The sequence below is a fragment of the Phyllobacterium sp. TAF24 genome (assembly GCF_052113785.1).
Lineage (GTDB): Bacteria > Pseudomonadota > Alphaproteobacteria > Rhizobiales > Rhizobiaceae > Phyllobacterium.
In genome coordinates this window covers 1-20,843 of sequence record NZ_JBFRDN010000047.1, presented here as the reverse complement: position 1 = coordinate 20,843, position 20,843 = coordinate 1, and the positions used below count along the sequence as shown (strand labels likewise).

Sequence of the window (20,843 nt, the reverse complement as noted above, 5' to 3'; positions counted from 1 at the left end):
TCGTGGACCCCTATTGCCTCAAGAAATTGAACATTGAGCGCCGGGCGCGCCGCGCCGCGCTGCTTTTGACCGATCTTGGCGATGGCCGTGACCGGGTGATCAAGGAAGGCGATCCGGTTGCCGGAGAGTTGGGCGAGGTGATTGCCAAGGCATTCCTGTCGGGTCAGTCAGGTGTTGTCGAGGTTGATGGACGTTCATTCTTCCTCAATGTGCATCTGCCGCCGCCGCGCCTTGTGGTTATCGGCGCTGTGCATATCAGTCAGGCGCTGGTGCCTATGGCGAGGGTTGCAGGCTATGATATGGAAATCATCGACCCGCGTACGGCTTTCGCCACGCCGGAGCGTTTTTCCGATGTGAGGCTTTTTACCGAATGGCCGCAGGATGTGTTGAAAACGCATCCGCTTGATGCCTATACGGCGGTTGCGGCTGTTACCCATGATCCGAAGATTGACGATTATGCGCTGGAAGCAGCGCTGAAAGCCGGGTGCTTCTATGTCGGTGCGCTGGGCAGCCGCAAAACCCATGCCAAACGGGTGGAGCGTTTGCAGGCGGTTGGTCTTAGCGATGAAAGCATTGCCACCATTCACGCGCCGATCGGGCTCAATATCGGGGCGGCTAGCCCTGCCGAGATTGCCGTGGCGGTGCTGGCTGAAATCATTGAGGCTTTTCGCGCCCGCAGTCTGCGCATGCCGCAAACACTGGAAAAGACCGCATGATTTTCGGCGATACACCTCTGGATCAGGCGCTTGGGGCCGTGCTGGCTCATTCTACCCACGCGGGTGCCGTGAAGCTGAAAAAGGGGCACGTCCTGACAACGGATGATATCGAGCAGTTGCGCGGTGCCGGTGTTACACAGGTGACGGCGGCTCGGCTTGACGCCGATGATGTCGAGGAGAACGCCGCCGCCCGGCAGATAACCAGCGCCTTGCAATGGTTCGGCATTCAGGCGGGGCCCGCCGCAACTGGCCGTGTGAACTGCTATGCGCAGGCATCGGGCGTTTTTACCGTGGATGCCGATCTCATCAATGCGATCAATTCAATCGATCCGTCTGTGACTATCGCGACGCTGAAACCGTTTGAGCGGGTCGAGCAGGGGCAGATGGTTGTGACCATCAAGATTATCCCTTTTGCCGTCGCGAAATCGGTTCTCAGTGAGATTGCCAATCTTGCCCATGGACGCAATGCTTTTGGGGTTTATGCTTTTTCCGGCACACGCGTCGGGCTGATCCAGACAACGCTCGCATCGGTCAAATCCTCCGTGCTCGACAAGACAACACGGGTTCTCGACGCGCGCGCTGCTGCCAGTGGTGGCAGCCTGATTGGTGAATTGCGTCCAGCGCATGAAGCCAGCCCGCTGGCGGTATCGATCCGGCAAATGCACCGGAACAGCGATATGGTCATCATTTTCGGCGCTTCGGCTGTCGTCGACAAGGATGATGTGGTTCCGGCAGCTATTCGCGAAGCGGGTGGGACGGTGCATCATATCGGCATGCCCGTTGATCCCGGCAATCTGCTGGTGCTGGGCGAGCTGGATGGAAAACCCGTTATTGGTGCTCCAGGTTGCGCGCGCAGCCCGAAGGAAAACGGTTTTGACTGGGTGATTGACCGTCTCATGGCCAATATTCCCGTCACCAAGGCTGATATTGTCGGCATGGGTGTCGGCGGTCTGCTGATGGAAATCCCGACAAGGCCACAGCCGCGCGACCCCCGACCTCCCTTACCCAAGCCCGTAGTTGCCATCGCCATTCTTGCCGCCGGTCAATCCACCCGCATGGGCGGAACCAACAAATTGCTGGCGACGTTCGATGGGGTGCCACTGATCCGCCGCTCGGCGGAGATGGCGATCAGGGCGGGAGGCGAACCGGTCATTGCTGTTCTCGGACATATGGCGGAGGAATGCAGCGCGGCGCTCGATGGCTTGCCCGTGAACATCGCGCTCAACAAGGATCATGCCAGCGGGCTTGCCTCGTCGCTGCATGTGGCTATCAGGCATCTTCCGCTATCGGCGGATGGGGTGATGATCATGCTTGCCGATATGCCTGCTTTGTCTGCATCCGACCTGCAGACCCTGATCCGGCAATTCCATGATGTCGGCGGGCAAACGGTCGTGCGAGCCACGTTTCGGGGCAAGCGCGGCAATCCGGTCATCCTGCCGCGTTTCCTCTTTGATGAAGTATTCACGCTCGCCGGAGATGTCGGTGCGCGGCATCTGGTGGAGCGTGGCGATATTCCCGTCATTGATGTAGAGCTTGGCGAAGCGGCGGCCATTGACGTGGACACGCCGGATATGTTGCGGCTGGCAGGCGGGACCATCGTGGAAACGGTGCGGTAATCAGGGGACTTGCATTTGATCAGGACTATTCTTCTTGGCGCGCTGGCTGCCGTCTGTTTTTCCAGCGCCGCGCTTGCCACGCAGCTTGAGCCGTTCAAAGACGATATATTTGCTTATCCGGGCATCATGAAAACTGGTGATGGCGGCGATTACATCGTGGTCGATTACAATGAAATGCGCGATATCAACGGTCGTGACGAGGTGCCTGAACTGCGCGTGAGACGCAAATATATCGATCTTGCCGCCAAGCGGGCCCAGAAAGATCTGGTGGTGACAACGGTCAATGGACCGGTGAAGGTCATGGCTGCCGGGAAGATTGAGCCCGGCGCTTCCATCATCACAATCTATCTGCACGGGCAGGGCGGCAATCGCCAGCAAGGCATGAATGATTTTACCTTTGGCGGCAATTTCAACCGCATCAAGAATTTGATGGTTCTCAATGGCGGGCTGTATCTGACGCCGGATTTTCATGATTTTGGCGATAGAGGCGTCGCGCAGATTGCCGGGCTGATTGCCTATTTCAAATCGCAATCACCACAAGCCAAGCTGTTCGTTGCCTGCGGTTCAATGGGTGGCTCCCTGTGCTGGGGGCTGGCGCAGGATGCAGAGGCGGCGAAAAACATATCCGGTCTGGTTATTCTCGGCTCTCTCTGGGAAGACAAATTCATCGGTTCGCCCTCATATAAGCGGCGTATTCCTGTTTTCTTCGGCCATGGCAGCCGCGATCCGGTGTTTGGCATCGATGATCAGGAGGCGTTTTACCAAAAGATACGCAAATCCTCCAAAGGCTATCCCGTGCGCTTCGTTCGCTTCGAGACCGGTAATCACGGAACGCCGATCCGTATGTCAGACTGGCGTGGCGTTTTGAATTGGATGCTCGCTGTTGCACCATGAGGTAAGGTTTGGGGATTGTGGCAATAAAGTGCCATTGTGGCAATTGCGCCACTAGACAAATGGCTAAAAGCGAATAGTTTCCGGCCTAATCAGACATCACCCTGCGATGAGACTTTGCGGAGAAAGCCATGCGCCTGCCTACCTCTCTTTTCAGCCGGATTGCTCCCTTGGCAATTCTTGTTCCCTTGGCCGCATGTTCGACGACCGGTGAGCCCAGCATGGGCCCGACATTCGCAACGTTCTCGCCGGTTCGTCCTCCCGTTAGCTCGGAACTCGCAGGTCCGTGCATCGCGGCGGCAGCCAGCAAATATGTTCTGTCGGAACGCAATATCCGCGCTGTTGATGAACGTGAAGTTGGCGCTGGTTTGAACGAAGTCAGCCTGAAGGTTGATATTCGCGATGCGCTTTGCACCGTTTCCGACAAGGGCAAGGTTCGTTCGGTTGTCGATACAATGGGCAAGAGCGCTGATCAGGCCGCCGCAGAAGAAGCTGCCGCTGCCAAGAAGGCCGCTGGCGGTACTGCTGCCGATGCGCCTGTTAAGAAGACCCGCAAGAAGCAGGCTCAGCAGCAGGGCTGATTGTTTTACCTTGTTGATGAAGCGGCGCGGCGCGAGCTGCGCCGTTTTTATTTGAGCAGCGGTTGAGCGGGAACCAGAACTTTCAATTCGCCCGCATGGATTTTGATGGTCACGTTCTGCCCCAATGGAACAAGCTCACCGTCTATTGTTGCCCTGGCCTCGGAATAGAGATGCGGAAAGTGCAGATCCACTTCTTTGGCCAGAATTTCGTTCACATCAATGTTTTTGCGCCATGAGCCCATAAGCACTGTTGCCGCCAGTTTGATCACTGACAGCGGCGAAAGCCGCTCGGCGATGTAAACACCAAGTTCGCCCCGATCCAGATCATCGGCGATCGGCAGCATGCCCCGGCCATAGGGATTGTTGGAGATGGAAATTGCCGAGACGGTACGCTCTGTCGGTGCGCCGTCAATGGTCATGCGGACGGCAAAACGCGGCGGATTACCAATGACAACCGCAAAGGCCCGCATGCTGGCCAGACGTTTTCCCCAGCGCGAGTTAAATTCCAGCGTATTGCGCAGCTTGATCATTCGCGGCTGAAACCCGATGGAAAACTGATGAACGAATGTCTGTCCATTGGCGGTCGAGATATCCACCGCCTTAATGGTTCCATCTGCCAGACTTTCCAGCGCGGCATTGAGTTCCAGTGGTATTTTCAATGAGCGGGCGAAAAGATTCATGGTCCCCGCAGGTAAGACAGCGAGCGGCACACCCGCTTTCCATGCAACATCCGCTGCAGCGGAAATGGTGCCATCGCCGCCGCCTGCCATCAATATGTGATCATCGTCTTGCGTAGCGGCCTTTGTCAGCGCCTTGACGATGTCTTTACCAGCCACGCTTTCACTTTCGAAGCTATGGCCATGTTTTTCAAAGATTTCCTTCGCTGTCCGGGCGAATGCATTCATATCCATCGTGCGGAACGTTCCGCCATCGTGGTTGAAAACGGCATGGATTTTCATGAATGGTCCCCGATGGCAGGCATGTCATAATATCAGGCCGGAATGTGACCGGCTGTTCTCGATGTGGCAATGCACAATCAGGCCATTGGTTCCAAAATTGCCTGCTCACTATTGGCAAGATGCGGGCTGGTGAAACCAAGCTTCTGCAATCCCTGCTGCACCTCGGGCACGCTCATGAACAGGTTCCACAACAGGCCGGTGCGGTGGTTTTCAATCATCGCGACGATGGGACCCTGATCAATGCCGAGATAGGTGCGGGCATACCAGCCGCTGGTTTGCGAGAATGCATCGACAAAACCAAAGCGGCCCCAGATTTTTCCTTCAGGGAGTTTGAAAAAACGCCTGATTGCATTCATGGATTCATCGGGCAGATAAGGCAGGCTGCAAAGGGCGGCTGTCGGCGCGATCAGGCCGAAATCCGATGCGGGTGAACTGACGACATAGCCAGCTGGGCCATGGCTGGAGGTCAGGCCCCAGCTGTCAGGGCCATAACCGCGATAGCCGTGCGGGTTTTCCACGCAATGCTGGTAGTTGATGCGGACATGGTTGCAATTCTGCTGCCAGTAATCGGCATAGCGGTCGGAGAGACCGCGTGGATCAAGGCCGCAGAACGAGTAATGTGCGAAGAATAGCGGGCCGCCATAATCAGGACCAAGCGGCAGGTTGATGCCGTAATAATCGCGCCGGTTGATGAACTGGCTGCCTTTGGCAAAACCCTCATGATAGATGTCGGCGTCAATGCCGTGTCTGGGTGCGCCAGCGGCCAGAACATAGGTAATGAGCGCTTCATTCCAGCCCTGAATGGGTACATTGCGGGCAAAATGGTAGCGGGGGCTGTGATGCCAGTACAATACCTTCTCGTCATGCTTGATGTGTGCCGTCCACTCGACGCCATGCCAGAGATGATTGATCCGTTTGCGCAGCGCAGTCTCATCGGGCGATGGCGTGGCAAAATATTGCCTGACACAGAGCAGCCCCTGAAACAGGAATGAGGTTTCGACGAGATCGCCGCCATCATCGCGCATGGAAAAGGGAATGGTTGATCCGTCGGCGCCATGAAAGAAATGCGGGAAGACGCCGTGATAGCGTTTGGTGTTCTCCAGCGCGGTCAGCATTGTCCCGATACGGGCAATAGCCTCCTGCCGTTCGATCCAGCCGCGCTCGATGGCCACGAGAATGGCCATGAAACCAAACCCTGTCGCCCCCGCTGCGACGAGATCGTTGGCAGGATCGGCATTTTTACCTGATCGGTCGCGTGCGAGACCGCTTTGCGGATGGGCACCGTCCCAGAAATACTGGAAGCTTGCCCGCTGAACCCTGTCCAGCAAAGCGGCGTCATCGGCGGTAATACCCGTGTTTTCGCGCACGAATGTTTGATCCATAAAGGCTGAATATTCCTGCTACAGGGCACAACGCCGCTACACTTGCCCAGATATATCCGATATCTGTCTGATCTCCATACCATGTGTAGCGTGATCGTCCGTCTGCCAAGGTCAAATTGGACCAAGGCGATCAATCTCGTGTGAAAGGCCCATGATGCAGAATGATCAATTCGTCTTCCAACCGGTTTCGCAACCCGTCCTGCGCATAACCGGATCGGAAAAACTGTTTCCTGTCCACCGGATTTACTGCGTCGGCCGCAACTATGCCGATCATGCCATTGAAATGGGCCATGACCCGAACCGCGAGCCGCCGTTCTTTTTCCAGAAGAACCCGGACACACTCGTTACCGGTAATGGCGATTTTCCCTATCCGTCCGGCTCCAACGATGTGCACTACGAGATGGAAATGGTGATCGCGCTGGGGAAGGGCGGATCGGATATCGCCGCAGACAAGGCACTTGACCATGTGTTCGGCTATGCGGTCGGGCTTGATATGACCCGGCGCGATTTGCAGGGCGAAGCCAAGAAGCTTGGCCGTCCGTGGGAAGTGGGCAAGGCTTTTGAAGCTTCTGCGCCCTGTTCGGATATCGTTCCCGCATCGAAAATCGGCCATCCGTCCTCGGGAGCGGTCTGGCTCAACGTGAATGGCAAGGAGCGCCAGCGCGGCGACCTGAAGCAACTGATCTGGAATGTGCCGGAGACAATTGCTTATCTTTCGACATTGTTCACGCTTCAAGCGGGCGATTTGATCTTCYCAGGCACGCCTGCCGGGGTTGGAGCCATTGTCAGGGGCGATGAAATGCACGGCGGCGTTGATGGCATTGGTGAAATTCGCGCGCGGGTTGTTTGATACCAGAGCGTCGCACCTTATTTACGGCATGACGCTCTAGGGTTGGTTGCATTCAACTTTGCCAGCGAACGGAACCATTTTCGTCGTGTTGCTCGCAAAAAAGTGCAAAATAATTTTTTGAGGCTGATCTGCGGGAATTTGCCTTTATGCTCCAGGTAGATTGGCCTCAAAATGCGATAAATCGGCCTGCAGAGGCAGCAAGTTTGACAGTTTTGTGTCTACGGGCCGATTGTGCTTCGGCTAAGTAAATATGCATAACATTTTTGTTAGAAGTTCCCCTGTTGTCTTTGAAATTAAATGGTCTATTGAAGATTCTGATTTCCTCGAACCAGAACTCCAGAGCACGCGTTTTATGAACCACCGCATTCTCTTTGGCTCCTATCCGATCCCGCGCTTTGCCGGGATTGCCAGCCATAATTTTGTGGTCTGGACCGATGAGACGGGCCGCCCGCTCTATGAAATCAATGGCGGTGCAGCCAATGCGGATGACAGTTTCAACTATTGCGCGATCCGGGGCCGACTGACGGCTGTCGTCACGGATTATTCCAACCGGGATCTGATCTACTATCCGGAGTTCTATGTGCGCCCGACATCGCGCACGACGCTGCTGCTTGAGGGTAATTATACAGCCATCGCCACAAAATGGCGTGCAGCGGTTGATGTGGCTGCCCGTATCCGGGCGTCCGATCTGGTTTACTCATTCCTGATCCAGAACAGCAATTCGGTGGCGACAGCCATCGCGGAAGGCATGGGGCTTACGCCACCATCTGCAGCTGTAGGTAGAGTACGGGCGCCGGGATCGTACCGTCACCTTGCTTTGGACCAGGCTGCCTAGTAGCACAATTCACCAGAATGCAATAACTAACGGGTTATACACTCGATTTTGGCATGGCCAAAGTTGAGTGTTGCCGCTGTTGTGGCATATTGACGCCATGATTGCCGAGCTTATGACGCCTGCCAAAAATCATGTTGGTTTTGGCTTTGTTGGAAAGACGACACATTGATTTCGGACCCAGCCACGTCACCGGTTCACAGCAATGAGAAAGCGCTGCAGCAGATTAATGCGCGCTCGCAGCTCAAACTGCCATGGGGCAAGCGGACGAAATCCGCCTTGTTCACGTTCTTCGGCGTCGGTGTGGCTGTCCTTAGCCTGTTGGTGCTGACCCATCTGTCGAGCGAAATTTCCTTCCGCGCCGTCAAACATTCAATCCATGCCATCCCCAATAGCACGTTGCTGCTGGCACTGTTCTTCACATTTGTGAGTTTTGCCGCCGTAGCGCTCTACGACGTCGTGGCTGTTGAGACGATCGCGCCCAAGCGCGTGCCCTATTATATTTCCGCGATGGCGGGGGCGGCGGGCTATGCCATTTCCAATGCGCTCGGCTTTTCACTGCTAACGGGCGGTGCGCTGCGTTACCGGGTCTATGCGGCCGAAGGCATCAATGTTGCTGATATCGGCCGGATTATCGGTACATCATGGCTGGCGATCTGGTTTGCCTTTACCATCATGATTGCCGTTGCGCTGGTGATCGACCCGACGCGCATTCCGTGGATTGTGTCGTTTGGTCCTGATCTCGATCAGTTTATCGGGGCATCAATCCTTGTTGCGGTTGCCGTGCTGCTGGTCTGGTTGTCGCGCCGCGAACGCACACTGAAGGTCGGCAAAGTATCGGTACGCCTGCCTTCGTCGCAGGGTGCCATGCTGCAGATCATCGCCGGTTTGGTTGATGTGGCTGCTGCTGCTGCAACACTCTATGTCCTCATGCCGCATGGGGCTGTGCCGAGTATTGCGGCTTTTGCGCTGATTTATGTGGTGGCTGTCGCCTTGGGTATTATCAGCCATTCCCCCGGCGGTATTGGCGCATTTGAAGCCACGATGATTGCGGGTCTTGGCATTGGCCGCAACCCTGACGCCATTGCCGCTTTGCTGACATACCGGGTGATTTACACCCTGATACCCTTTCTTTTGGCCATTATCGGCTTTGTCATTTCCGAGATATTGCGCCGCCGGCACCTGATCACAGGGCCGACAATCCTGGCGGTGCGCGTGTTCGAAACGCTGATACCGCCGCTTTCGGCAGGTATTGCGTTTCTCGGCGGTATTGTGCTGCTGATTTCGTCGGTTACGCCGGATTTCAGCCGCAGACTTGAGGTGCTTTCCGATTTCGTGCCGATGCCGTTTCTGGAAATGTCGCATCTCGGCGCCAGTTTTGTTGGTCTGGCCCTGCTGATCGTGGCACGTGGCCTTGCCCGGCGGCTGTGGCGTGCCTGGGTCATGGCGGTGATCCTGTTCAGTCTTGGTGCTGTCTTTTCGCTCGCCAAGGGGCTGGACTGGGAAGAAGCGCTGGCATTGACCTTGATGGCGGGCGTTCTCCTGCTATTCGGCGATTCTTTCTATCGCAAACCGATGGGCGAAAGCTTCAGGCTGACTTGGGGCTGGCTCGCCAGTATCGGCACAACGGCTTTCGCCGTGCTGTGGCTCGGTTTCTTTGCCTACCGCCATGTAGAATACGCCAATCAACTCTGGTGGGAATTTGCATGGGATGCCCAGGCATCACGCTTCCTGCGTGGCAGTGTCCTGCTTCTGACTGTGCTGGCGGCAATCACAATCAATACGATCATCAACGGTGTTGGCCGGGGCAAGCTGCGCGCGCAGCCCATACCGGAGGGTGTGCCTGATATGGTGGCGCAATCGCCGCGTGCATCTGATGCGCTGGCGCTTCTGGGCGATAAGCGTTTCCTGATGGATAATAAGGGGCGGGGTTTTGTCATGTATGCCCGCTCTGGTGGCAGTCTGGTATCGATGGGCGAACCTGTCGGCAGCGATGATGCAATTGGTGATCTCGCCTGGTCGTTCCGCGATATGGCTGACCGGTCAGGCGCGCGCACTGTTTTCTATGGCGTCGGTCCTGAACGCCTACCGCTGTTCCTCGACATGGGGCTTACGGCGTTGAAGCTGGGTGAAGTCGCGCGGGTGGAACTCGCTGATTTCTCGCTTGAGGGTTCCAAGCGCCAGCCGCTGCGTTACGCGGCGCGCCGTCTGGAAAAGGAAGGCATTTCCTTTGAAATCCTGCCGCGGGAGCAGACACCTGCGGTTATGAATGAATTGCGCGAAGTCTCCGATGCATGGCTCGAAATGAAGTCCGGTTCAGAAAAACGCTTTTCGCTCGGTTCCTTCGAAGCGGATTATCTCTCGCATTTCGACATTGCGGTGCTGCGCAAGGAAGGCGCCATTGTCGCCTTCGCCAATGTCTGGCGCGGGGCAGGGCAGAAAGAAATTGCCGTTGATCTGATGCGCCATCGCCCTGATGCGTCGAGTGTGATCATGGATGGTCTTTTCGCCAATCTGCTGATGGCCGCCAAGAACGAAGGCTATGAATGGTTCAATCTTGGCGCCGCGCCACTATCCGGACTTTCCGACAGCCACCTTGCCTCCCGCTGGAACCGTATCGGTTCATTCATCTACCGGCGCGGCGCGGAATTTTATCGATTTGACGGATTGCGCGCGTTCAAGGATAAGTTCGGCCCGAAATGGACTCCTTACTATCTGATTTGCCCCCCAGGCCTTGCCACACCACGTTCCCTGATCGACGCAACGAATCTGGTAAGCGGCAGCCCCTTCGAGGTCTTTAAACGATGAAATTTCTACGCAGGCCCTATCTGTATCTCGTCGCTGCGCTTGTCGTCCTTAGCATCATACTTGCTGCCGTTGCCGGCTATCTGCCCCGATTCGGCTGGGGAACTTCCAAGAATATTCTGGTGACATCCGAACGTCTCAGCGACGTGCCGTTGCTTCAACCAAGCGTGAAACCAACGGGTATTGCCATTCAGGTGTCGCAGAAGGGTGGTATTGCTGCCGATGATCAGGCGCTGACCAAGCTGCTGCTCGATCGCGGTTTTCTCGTCCTGACGGTCAACTTGGAAAAATGGCGCGCGCAACTCAATCAGGATACGGGCGAATGCACCTATTTCGTCTCCGAGCTTGAAGGCATTGCCAAAGAGGCTCAGCGGATGATTTCCCTCGATAGCTATATGCATCCTGTTATGATCGGTATTGGTGAGGGCGGCGTGATGTCCTATGCGTCGGTCGCCAATGCGCCGCCTGCGACACTGGCCGGTGCTGTTGCGCTTGATCCATCACCGGCGCTTGATACCAAACTGCCATCCTGTGAAGGTGCGGACTTTGAAGCGGTGCCCGGTCAGGGTTTCAGCTATTCCTATGATGCGGATTTGCCCAACCCTGCTGTGATTGTGCGCGAGAAGGCTGATCCTGCACCCTCGGGTCCTGCAACGCCGGGATTTTTCAAGGCGCAGGAAAAGCTGGCTGCAACCAAGCAGGAACGCATGCAGATTGCTGCGGATGCGGCGGTGGAAATTGCCAAGGAGGACGCATCAGCCGATGCCCTGCCGATCATCGATATCCCGAGCAGCAATGGCCCGGCGAAATATCTGGCGGTGTTCTTCTCCGGTGATGGCGGCTGGCGCGATATCGACAAGTCGGTCGGTGATATCATCGCCAAGGAAGGCGTGCACGTGGTGGGTGTCGATTCCCTGCAGTATTTCTGGTCGGTGCGCAAGCCTGAGGATATTGCCAAGGATATCGGCCGCATCGTCAAGAAGGCTGATCCCAACAGCAAACTGCCCGTGGTGCTGCTCGGTTATTCCTTCGGGGCCAATACGGTGCCCTTCGCATGGCCGTTCCTCCCCGATCACCTGCAAAAGCGCATTGCGATGGTCGGATTGATCGGCACGGAAGAGACAACGCCGTTTCAGGTTTCCGTCGGCGCGTGGCTTGGCCTTGGCGGTGACAATGAAGTGGCTCCGGCTGTTGCCAAGATGCCGCCAGAAAAGGTTCTGTGCGTCTATGGCACGGAAGAGGATGATACCGCCTGTACCGACCCGACATTAAGCACCGTGCAGAAAATCCTGCTGGAAGGTAATCATCATTACAATGAGAAATATGATGCGCTGGCGGCCAAGCTGATGGAAGCCATTGCTTCCCGCGTGCAAGGGCAGGCGGCAGCTCCGGCAACTGCACCGGCACCTACAACAGCTCCGGCAACAGCTCCGGCAACTGCGCCTTCAACTGCCCCGGCGCAGTAATGACGCTGGACCAGTTACGCATCTTTATCGCGGTTGCGGAACGGGAGCATATCACCCATGCGGCGGCGGCGCTTAACATGACGCAGTCGGCGGTGAGTGCCGCCATTACTGCGCTTGAGAACAGGCACGGCGTTGTTTTGTTTGACCGGATCGGGCGTTCCATCGTTCTCAACCAGACCGGGCGGGTTTTCCTGAAAGAGGCCATCGCCGTGGTGGCGCGCGCCAAAGCTGCTGAAGCCGCCCTGACCGATCTTGCCGGTCTGATGCGCGGCGAGTTGTCGATCATGGCAAGCCAGACGATTGCCGGTTACTGGCTGCCGGAAAGGCTTGGCGCATACCGCAAGCGCTATCCCGGCATTACACTGGATATCCGGATCGGCAATACGAAACAGGTGGCCGAAGCTGTTGAGGCCGGTGAGGCGGAACTCGGATTTGTCGAGGGCAAGGTCGACCACGCGCTGCTGTCGACCAAGATCGTGGCAACGGATGATATGGTCATTGTCGTTGCGGCTGGTCAGCCCTGGGCGGCGCACCGGACAGTGGAAGCCAAGGATTTCAGGGATGTGGCCTGGGTGCTTCGCGAAAAAGGATCAGGCACGCGCTCGGCTTTCGACCAGTTGCTCGGCTCCGTCGGTATGGATGTGAGCATGCTCGAAATCGCCATGGAATTGCCCGGCAATGAGGCAGTGATCGGCGCGGTCGAGGCGGGTGTCGGGGCAACGCTGATATCGCGTAGTGTCGCTTCATCGAAATTGCGGGCAAAGCTTTTGCGGCAGGTTGCCTATCCCACCACGCCGCGCCCATTCTACCTGCTGCATCACCGCGAGCGTTATTACAGCAAGGCAGCCGATGCCTTCGTTTCTCTGGTGGATGCGAAGGTTTGAGACCGTTCGATTTTACCGAATGATTTGATGAGTTTTATGCGTTGGAAGTGATGAATAACTGCCTGCTATTGGTGCTCTGGCACAGACGCAGAGAAAATCATGACCACGCTCGACACATCCACACGCTCCGTTCCCCGTTCGCATTCCGGTAACCGGCCCGGCATTATCAGGCAGTTCACGCCCAACTGGTTTGCGGCGACGATGGGGACGGGCATTCTATCCGTTTCGCTTGGCCAGTTTCCTGAATATGCTGTGGTTTTCGGCGCTGGCGAGCTGTTGTGGTTCTTCAATATCCTGCTCTTTGCGACCTTCACGCTCATCTACGTCGCGCGCTGGCTGCGCTATCCTGAGGAAGCAAAACGGGTGTTCGATCATCCTGTGATGTCGATGTTTTTTGGCTGCATTCCCATGGGTCTTGCCACCATCGTCAATGGGTTCCTCCTATTTGGGATTGCCCATATCGGGGAGCGCGCCGTTGATATCGCCTATAGCCTCTGGTGGCTGGATGTGGCGCTGTCTGTCGGCTTTGGTCTGGTGATACCGTTCATGATGTTTACACGGCAAGCCCATGCGATGGAGCAGATGACATCCGTCTGGCTTCTGCCTGTCGTGGCGTCAGAAGTGGCGGCTGTTAGCGGCGGGTTGCTCTTGCCGCATATTGCCGACATTTCGAGCCAGCTGTCTATTCTTCTCGCCAGCTATGTGCTCTGGGCGCTGTCTGTGCCGCTGGCCATGTGCATTCTCGTCGTTCTGTTCCTGCGCATGGCCCTGCACAAACTGCCTCCCGCAAACATTGCGGCATCAAGCTGGCTGGCGCTCGGACCCATTGGAACAGGAGCGCTCGGCATGTTTGTGCTCAGCGCCAATGCAACTGATATCCTTGCGGCGCATGGTCTTGGTGCTATCGCCAGCGCAGTATCCGGCGCAAGCCTGATGCTTGGCGTGGTCCTCTGGGGCTATGGTCTGTGGTGGCTGGCCATGGCCGTGATGATCACCATCCGGTACTTCCGCAACGGCGTTCCATTCAATCTTGGCTGGTGGGGTTATACATTCCCGCTTGGCGTCTATGCCGTGGCAACCCTGCGCCTTGGCCATATTTTCCCGGTTGCCAGCATTGCCGTGTTTGCGGAAATTCTTGTCGCCGCGCTGGCTCTTATCTGGCTTGTGGTTGCCGCACGCACGGTGCGGGGTGTCTGGCTGGGACAGATGTTCGCCGATCCCAGCCTTGAGCTGCGTTCTGCCTAACCGATTTCCGTCAGGCTGCTGAAGACCAATCCCGTCGGGTTGGCTTTGGCGGAAGCCTTGATCGTTGCGATGCTGGCGCTCACCCGGTTAACGTCCGCATGGATGAGGCCTTCGGCAATCTCCAGAACGGCAATACTGCAACGCATCAGCGGAAAATGGCGCTCGCCGCCGGATCGGTCATGGGCGCGGATGGCACCCGCCGCACGATCTTCAGGCGTGTAAAGATCAAGCACATTGGTCTGGAAATCGCTGAGCAGGCTGGTCAAACGTTCCTCCACGTCGGCACGATTGCCGCCTGATATACCGATGAAAAAGTCATCGCCGCCGACATGGCCGAGGAACTTGTCTTCGCCGACGAAATGGTGCCGGAGCAGCGAGGCAAACAGGCCAAGCGCGAGATCGCCTTTCTGAAAGCCGTAATGATCATTGAACGGTTTGAAATTGTCGAAGTCGCAATAACAGAAGAAGCGGGGGGCAGAACTGTCGCGCATGACGTCCTGCACATAATCGCGGATGGAGCGGTTGCCGGGCAGCCCGGTGAGGGGATTCTGGTCCTGCGCGGTCTTCAGCTGTTTTTCGTTGATGATCTTCAGCAGCGAAGAGGCAGAGAGCACACCGGCATAGCGCAGATTTTCCGTGAGGATCACACAGTCACTGCCGTCGATACCGGCGAAAATCTTGAGCATCTGTTCGGCTGGCGTATCCAGATCGGCAATCGGCGTGCCAGTCACAAAATGGGAAATGCCGCGCTGATAGATGCGGTTTTTGAGCAGATCACGGCCGAAGGGATGATAAATCATCGCCTTGACGTGGTATTCATGCAGAACACCGCGCGGCTCGTCATTGGCGCCGAGCACAGGAAAGAAGCTCTGCTGCGGGTTTTTGCGGAAGAGTTCGAATACATTATCGAGATCGTCATTCTCATGCACCACCGGAAGGCGCTGCACCTGCGCGCGGATGAGAATGCTGTCAAGCGTTGTGGTCTGCCTGCGGCCGGTCCCTGCCTGTTCAAGGTGCGGGTAGCTGTCCTGCAATTCGCCGACATTGGTGGTGGGTCTTGCGATGTAATAGCCCTGAACGAGATCACAACCGAGATCACGGCAGACGATATATTCAGCTTCGGTCTCGACACCTTCGGCGATGACGCGTGCGCCAAGCATATGCGCCATCTGGACGATCTGCTTGACGATGTGACGTTTGCGCGCGCTGGCATCGAGGCCGGAGATGAAATGGCGGTCAATTTTCACATAGTCAGTGGGATAATCGCAAAGCAGTTTCAGCCCGTTGAAGCCGACGCCGAAATCATCAATGGCGAGCTTGAAGCCGCCATGACGCAGCTTGTTGATCAGCGCGGTGAAGGCGGGATCCTTGGTGTTGTCGAAGCGCTCGGACAATTCAAAGCAGATGGAGGAGGGGCGAATACTGGCCTTGATGAGCTGTGTGGTCAGGCGCTCAACGAAATTGTTGCCGAGGCTGATCAACCGTGCATCAATGTTGATGAACAACATGCGGTGGGCAAAGCCGGGCAGGCCGGAAAATCCGGCAAAGGCCCTGATATTGATCATCTGTTCCAGTTCGGCCAGTTGCCCGACATCATAGGCTTTGTCGAGCAATTCGGGCGGTGAGCTGAAACCCAGCCGGTCAAAGCCGCGCATGAGGGATTCATAGCCGAACGTCGCCCCCGTTGCCGCCTCGACGATGGGCTGGAATGCGGTTTCTATGGCCAGCTTTGCGAGGGTCACGAGCTGATCGTCGCCAAATCGACGCAGAACCAGCTTTTCGGCGGGTTGGAAGGACATGGGGTACTCCGGCATGAATGCGAATTGCCGCGGGATACTTCGTGCCTATCGTTGAATATTCCGTTTCTGCCAGATGACAGTTTTATGAAGTTTGTAGCGGGCACGCTGCAGGCGCGCGCTTTTGGCTGTTCCAGTGCGTTTCCGGTCTCACAGTTCACCCGAAACCTCTCGCCTTCGTTGATCGAGTTCTTCGCTGTAACGACGCAGCGTATGGCTTTCGGTCAAAAGGCCCATAACATTACGCTCGATGAGATTATCGACAACGGCAAGCGCTTCACTTTCGGTCTTGTCAAAGATGCCGACCGCCTGCCTGGCATTCATTTGTGGGTGCAGGAAATCGCTCTGGTATTTCATCAGGCTGCCAATTTCCTGTGTGCTCGCGGTTTCATCGACCACTGACGAATGAGCTTCTGGCACGAGAACGATGCCCGCATATTTCCCTTGATCATCAAGCACAACAACCCGCTGGGTGGAACCGAGGGGAAAATCATGGCGGAAATCGGCGATGGTCATGTGGGTGGATGCGGTGCGAACATCCCGGCGCATCAGGCGATCAACAGTCAGATTGCGAATCCAGCCGACATCATGCGCACTGCGGATACTTTCACCGCGAAGGTGAAAGCGCCATGTGGCAAAGGAATAGCCAAACGTATTGCGCACGGTCAGCGACGCGGTGATGACGGCGGCCAGAACCAGAGCGGTAATCGGAAAATCGCCTGTTATCTCCAGTGCAAGGAAGGTCATGGTCAGCGGGCCGCCGATGACAGCCACAGCAAGAGAACTCATGCCGACAACCGCGTAAATAACCGGAGTAAGCGTCGCATGGGCGAAAATGAAAGGAGCGGAGTAGGCAAATATCTTGCCGAGCAGGGCGCCCATGAACAGCGAGGCGAAGAACAGGCCGCCGCGGAAGCCTGATCCGATGGATACAGCCGAGGCGGTGGATTTGAGCAAGAGTATGCCAAGGAGTGTGGCAATGGTTGCCGTGTGATCGAGATTGAGATGCAGGGCGCCATGGCCGCCGGATAGCACCTGCGGCGAGATCAATGCGAGAGCACCAACGACAGCTCCGCCGATAATGGGCCGTACGGACGACGGGACGGAACTTTTGCGCGCAAGCTCTTCGACAAAGGAAACCCCCATCATCAGAAGGATGCCCGCACCGGCGCAGAGAACGCCGAGAAGCATTGCCGGAACATAATCGGCAGTCACGACTGATCCGAACGTGCCGACATCGATCATGAAATCACTGCCAACCAATGCACGGGCAACGATGGTTGAGACCAGTGCCGAGACGACAACCGGAGCCAGACTGACGATGGTATAGGAACCGATGATCAGTTCGAATGCGTAGAACGAGCCTGCAAGCGGTGCATTGAAAGCTGCCGCGATGGCACCCGCTGCACCGCACCCGACGAGAATGCGGAGTTCCGCGCGGCGCAATTGCAGGGATAGGCCAAGCTTGGATGCAAGGCCGGACGCCAGCTGTGTATAGCCGGCTTCCAGCCCGACGGAAGCGCCGAACCCGTTGGAAATGATGTTCTGCGTGGCAACGATCAGGCTGTCATTAAGCGAGAGACGACCGCCATGCAGGGCGTTGGCCTCGATGGGATCGACCATTGGCCGTCTGCGCCAGCGCGCCAGTATCAGGACAAGTATGCCAAGCACAACGCCGCCCACAAGCGGAGCGGCGAAGACCACCACCTGATCCAGCGCGCTCATGGAACTCAGGCGCTCGCCATCCTCGATTTTGAAGATGAGCTGATGCATTTCCTGGGTGATGAGGCTCATGCCGGTGACGACGACACCGGCGACCACGCCGATGAGTGCTGCAGCCAGAACAAGCCCGATTTCATTGCCGCGTGCGAATGCCCTGAGGCGGCTGGGTGCCAGAAGGATGGATAGGACACCAAGGCGGCGAATGTTGAATTTGCGGAACATTTTGGACTGCGAAGGAAAAGACAGCTGCCCTTGCAGGTTTATACTGAACGCGCGGCGGCGTCAAAACGCAGAGCGTTAAAAACGTCGCAATATAGCTTTAGTTGCGCGTGTATCGTGATCTGATCTGCGGGCGGGTGCCAGGCATAACAGGCGTTTTCAAAACCGCTGCTTCGATCTGCTCACGGCGCAATTGATGTGCCCGTGCTGCATCAATCGTCAGGCGCAGTTCAAAGTTCTTGCGCACGGCCCTGTCTACCGCAAGCTCGGCAAGCCGCTTCACATCCGATACGCCTGACGTGAAGATTTGCAGAATGATCAGGGAGATTTCCTGCGCATAGACTTTTGACCGCGGCCCAAGGTCCAGCATGCGAAAAGCTTCGGCATAAGCTTTGCGCATTGTTGCCAGATCTTGCGGCGAATATATCGGACCCGCTGAATCACAAAAAATCATATCTGCCCCTGACACGACATATGTCGTCCGCCGCCACTACCCAATCCACCCGCATATAAACTATTTGCAATAGTTTCAGAGGACAACTGAAATTCGCATTACGGCAAAAAAACCCATTATGGATGAATATTAGGCCACCAATATGAAAACTCTATTGGCCTGGTGTGTCACGAATGTGGGCAGGTCTGGGGTTGTCCATTCAAACCCTGATGTTTGATCTCGAGCGTTGCCTTTGCCGTCTCACCATTTCTGGTGATGGTCACAACATAGATGCTGTCAAAGTCATCGCCCTTCCATTTTGGCACGTCTGTTGAAGCGGCGTTGTTCGCTTCCAGAAGGTCGCTGACAATATTGTCGATCTTCTTGTGTTCCCAGGCGACGAGGATACGGGCATTGCGCAGCTTGGAATTGTTCAGAGCCTTGTTGAGGTCTTTGCGATCGGAAACACCGATGCTCGTATCAACAGGCAGACCGAAGGATATGGCTGTTGGCTCGATTGTCGCAAGCGGACGGATATAGTCGTAATCGACCCCGTCATCTTCCTTCCGGTCCGATGGATTGGGTGCAAAAATGAAATCGGGCTTGCCCAGTACCTTGGCGATGACGGGCGGAAGGGCGAGAGAACGATTCAAGCCCTGGCAACTCAGCTGTCCCAGTCCTTTTTCCGGCTTTTCGCCGTGCCTGATAAAGGCAATGGTCTGAACACTGCTGCTGCTCCATGCGGGGCTGGATGCGAAAGTCAGGGCGCTTAAGGTCGTCAGAGCTATTGTTGTCATTGTTGCGATTGTTGGTCTTGCCATGATGGGCTCCCTCGTTTGTCACTTCCTATTCCGGCTAAGTTGGAAGAGCTATAGAATTCTTTAAGAGTGAGCTGCGACATATGCATATTCGCTGGTTTCGACTTGATTGCGTTCAATGACGAAGCGTGATGAATGGTCTCCGGTGAACGTTCGGGGAGAGTCATTGAACGACCTGTGCGAACAAATGTGACAATCCAAGATAGAAAAGTGCACTTTTGTGTTAAAAACGGCAGCTTAACTATTGCTAAAAGTGCTTCGATGGGAAAAGTACGACTAATATATCAAGAGGCCGCTGAACTTGACCAAACATACCCCGCTTCAGTCCCGAATTCGCGATCAGCTGCAACGCCGGTTCGGTGAAGACCTGCACGTTGGCGACAGGGTCAATGAAGCAGAAATCGCCGATGCGCTTGGAATTTCGCGTACACCGGTGCGCAAGGTGTTGTGGCAGCTGCAAAATGAGGGCGTCGTCAGCTATGAGCAGCATCGCGGCTTTCGTCTGGCAGATGCGACTGTCGATACTCTTGAGGCGGATGGCGAAAGAGACGAGTTGCTTGATGAGCGCGTCATGCGTGATATGGCCCTCGGCAATCTCAGTTCGGTCATCAGTGAACGCGCATTGATGCAGAAATACGAGGTGCCGCACGGCATTCTCATGTCGACACTGCGCCGCCTGATGCGCGATCAACTGGTTGAGCCATCGGTCGGGCATGGCTGGATATTTTCCGATGTCAGCGCTACAGCGCTGGAGAACGGGTATAATTTCCGCCAGATTCTGGAACCGGCAACGATCCTTGCCGATCCTTATTTCATCGATGTCGAGGCGTTTCAGGCGCTGGATCGCGATCATGCCAATACAATCAGCAATATCGACAAGCTTGATCAGAGACGGCTGTTCGATCTCGATGCAAAATTCCACCGGCTGATTGCGCTCGGTGCCCGGTCAACGCATCTGGTTGATGCCATAGAACGCCAGAACAATATTCGCCGGGTGAATGAATATATTGGATTTGTGCGGCTGGACCGGATTCGCGAATCCCTGATAGAGCACCGCAATATCATCGCCGCGCTGCTGCGGGGCGAACGTCAGGTAGCGGCGGCGCTGATGCGGCTGCACCTGCAAATCTCCAAAGATGAAACATTCAAACATATTGATGAGGATTTGGAGAGGGTGCGTGCGGGTGAATTGCAACTGTTGAAGTAGGGGCGGTTGCGATAGGGCCTGTGAGCGGTAGCTGGTACGCCTGTCGTTCGTGGTGTTTGGTTTGTGGTTCGTGGTTCGTGGTTCGACAAGCTCACCATGAGGGAGAGTGATGATGAAGGGGAGCCACATTCTGAAAAGTTGATGATCTGCAATGCGGGCGATTAGCGTTGCATCCTCACTCTCCCTCATGGTGAGCAACTGTGTTTGGGTGTTGATCAGATTTGGTGTTCTAATCTCCATGGTGTGTCGGTTTTGATGATGGCGTTGATGATGACGATGAGTTTTCGCATGATGGCCACAATTGCAACCTTGAAGGGTTTTCCAGCGGCTCTGAGTTTCTGGTAGAAGCGTGCCAGTGGCTGGCTCTTGGCCCTTATGATGGAAAGGCACGCCATGTAGAGGATGCGCCTGATATGAGGGG

At 56.0% G+C, this 20,843-nt stretch carries 17 protein-coding genes and 1 pseudogene; 11 read left to right on the top strand and 7 right to left on the bottom strand.

Going from position 1 to position 20,843, the window contains the following annotated elements; genetic code table 11:
- Positions 1-2: 2 nt before the first annotated feature.
- The 4 genes from AB4Y96_RS24840 to AB4Y96_RS24825 all read left to right on the top strand — a co-directional run bounded on the left by AB4Y96_RS24840 (position 3) and on the right by AB4Y96_RS24825 (position 3,804).
- The gene (locus AB4Y96_RS24840) at positions 3-716 is read left to right on the top strand and encodes an XdhC family protein (RefSeq protein ID WP_091877491.1); all 714 of its coding nucleotides are present in this window, start codon (positions 3-5) and stop codon (positions 714-716) included.
- On the top strand, positions 713-2,332 hold the full coding sequence (locus AB4Y96_RS24835) for an NTP transferase domain-containing protein (RefSeq protein WP_441920590.1): 1,620 nt from the start codon (positions 713-715) through the stop codon (positions 2,330-2,332). Before AB4Y96_RS24840 ends, AB4Y96_RS24835 begins: the two co-directional genes overlap by 4 nt.
- Positions 2,333-2,347: 15 nt before the next feature.
- A complete protein-coding gene (locus AB4Y96_RS24830; RefSeq protein WP_441920589.1) occupies positions 2,348-3,226 on the top strand; it encodes an alpha/beta hydrolase family protein in 879 nt (292 codons plus the stop codon).
- 128 nt (positions 3,227-3,354) lie between these two features.
- Entirely contained in the window at positions 3,355-3,804 is a 450-nt protein-coding gene (locus AB4Y96_RS24825; protein WP_091877485.1) for a hypothetical protein, read from the top strand.
- A gap of 47 nt (positions 3,805-3,851) precedes the next feature.
- Here AB4Y96_RS24825 and AB4Y96_RS24820 read toward each other — a convergent pair whose 3' ends face one another.
- Both AB4Y96_RS24820 and AB4Y96_RS24815 read right to left on the bottom strand, forming a co-directional pair.
- Positions 3,852-4,763 (bottom strand): diacylglycerol/lipid kinase family protein, encoded by a 912-nt coding sequence (locus AB4Y96_RS24820; RefSeq protein ID WP_441920587.1) that lies wholly within the window; start codon positions 4,761-4,763, stop codon positions 3,852-3,854.
- A 77-nt stretch (positions 4,764-4,840) separates the two neighbouring features.
- Positions 4,841-6,145, bottom strand: coding sequence for a glucoamylase family protein (locus tag AB4Y96_RS24815; RefSeq protein ID WP_441920585.1), 1,305 nt, complete (start codon positions 6,143-6,145; stop codon positions 4,841-4,843).
- A 154-nt stretch (positions 6,146-6,299) separates the two neighbouring features.
- Here AB4Y96_RS24815 and AB4Y96_RS24810 point away from each other — a divergent pair, with 154 nt between their 5' ends.
- From AB4Y96_RS24810 to AB4Y96_RS24785, 6 genes are all read left to right on the top strand, one after another.
- Positions 6,300-6,995 carry a fumarylacetoacetate hydrolase family protein gene (locus AB4Y96_RS24810; protein ID WP_441920602.1) on the top strand — a complete coding sequence of 232 codons (696 nt, stop codon included), beginning with the start codon at positions 6,300-6,302 and terminating at the stop codon, positions 6,993-6,995.
- Between the two features lie 352 nt (positions 6,996-7,347).
- Entirely contained in the window at positions 7,348-7,830 is a 483-nt protein-coding gene (locus tag AB4Y96_RS24805; protein WP_139210382.1) for a hypothetical protein, read from the top strand.
- A 165-nt stretch (positions 7,831-7,995) separates the two neighbouring features.
- Positions 7,996-10,635, top strand: a complete 2,640-nt coding sequence (mprF, locus tag AB4Y96_RS24800; protein WP_441920584.1) for a bifunctional lysylphosphatidylglycerol flippase/synthetase MprF — start codon at positions 7,996-7,998, stop codon at positions 10,633-10,635.
- Complete coding sequence (locus AB4Y96_RS24795) at positions 10,632-12,098, top strand: virulence factor family protein (RefSeq protein WP_441920583.1); 1,467 nt, start codon at positions 10,632-10,634, stop codon at positions 12,096-12,098. The genes mprF and AB4Y96_RS24795 overlap by 4 nt, the downstream gene beginning before the upstream one ends.
- Positions 12,098-12,982: a LysR family transcriptional regulator gene (locus AB4Y96_RS24790; RefSeq protein WP_441920581.1), complete on the top strand. Its 885-nt coding sequence runs from the start codon at positions 12,098-12,100 to the stop codon at positions 12,980-12,982. Before AB4Y96_RS24795 ends, AB4Y96_RS24790 begins: the two co-directional genes overlap by 1 nt.
- Positions 12,983-13,081: 99 nt before the next feature.
- Positions 13,082-14,227, top strand: coding sequence for a TDT family transporter (locus tag AB4Y96_RS24785; RefSeq protein WP_441920579.1), 1,146 nt, complete (start codon positions 13,082-13,084; stop codon positions 14,225-14,227).
- On the opposite strand, the gene AB4Y96_RS24780 is transcribed toward AB4Y96_RS24785, so the two are convergent.
- The 4 genes from AB4Y96_RS24780 to AB4Y96_RS24765 all read right to left on the bottom strand — a co-directional run bounded on the left by AB4Y96_RS24780 (position 14,224) and on the right by AB4Y96_RS24765 (position 19,218).
- Positions 14,224-16,026, bottom strand: coding sequence for a bifunctional diguanylate cyclase/phosphodiesterase (locus AB4Y96_RS24780; protein ID WP_441920577.1), 1,803 nt, complete (start codon positions 16,024-16,026; stop codon positions 14,224-14,226). The genes AB4Y96_RS24785 and AB4Y96_RS24780 overlap by 4 nt on opposite strands.
- 147 nt (positions 16,027-16,173) lie before the next feature.
- Complete coding sequence (locus AB4Y96_RS24775) at positions 16,174-17,967, bottom strand: chloride channel protein (RefSeq protein ID WP_441920575.1); 1,794 nt, start codon at positions 17,965-17,967, stop codon at positions 16,174-16,176.
- A 97-nt stretch (positions 17,968-18,064) separates the two neighbouring features.
- Positions 18,065-18,364: a hypothetical protein gene (locus AB4Y96_RS24770; RefSeq protein WP_441920574.1), complete on the bottom strand. Its 300-nt coding sequence runs from the start codon at positions 18,362-18,364 to the stop codon at positions 18,065-18,067.
- Positions 18,365-18,585: 221 nt separating this feature from the next.
- Complete coding sequence (locus AB4Y96_RS24765) at positions 18,586-19,218, bottom strand: hypothetical protein (protein ID WP_441920572.1); 633 nt, start codon at positions 19,216-19,218, stop codon at positions 18,586-18,588.
- 298 nt (positions 19,219-19,516) lie between these two features.
- Between AB4Y96_RS24765 and AB4Y96_RS24760 the strand changes: the two genes are divergently transcribed.
- Positions 19,517-20,422, top strand: a complete 906-nt coding sequence (locus tag AB4Y96_RS24760; RefSeq protein WP_441920570.1) for a GntR family transcriptional regulator — start codon at positions 19,517-19,519, stop codon at positions 20,420-20,422.
- Positions 20,423-20,637: 215 nt separating this feature from the next.
- Here the strand turns inward: AB4Y96_RS24760 and AB4Y96_RS24755 are convergent.
- Positions 20,638-20,843 (bottom strand): annotated as a pseudogene (locus AB4Y96_RS24755) (IS110 family transposase); the annotation flags it as partial.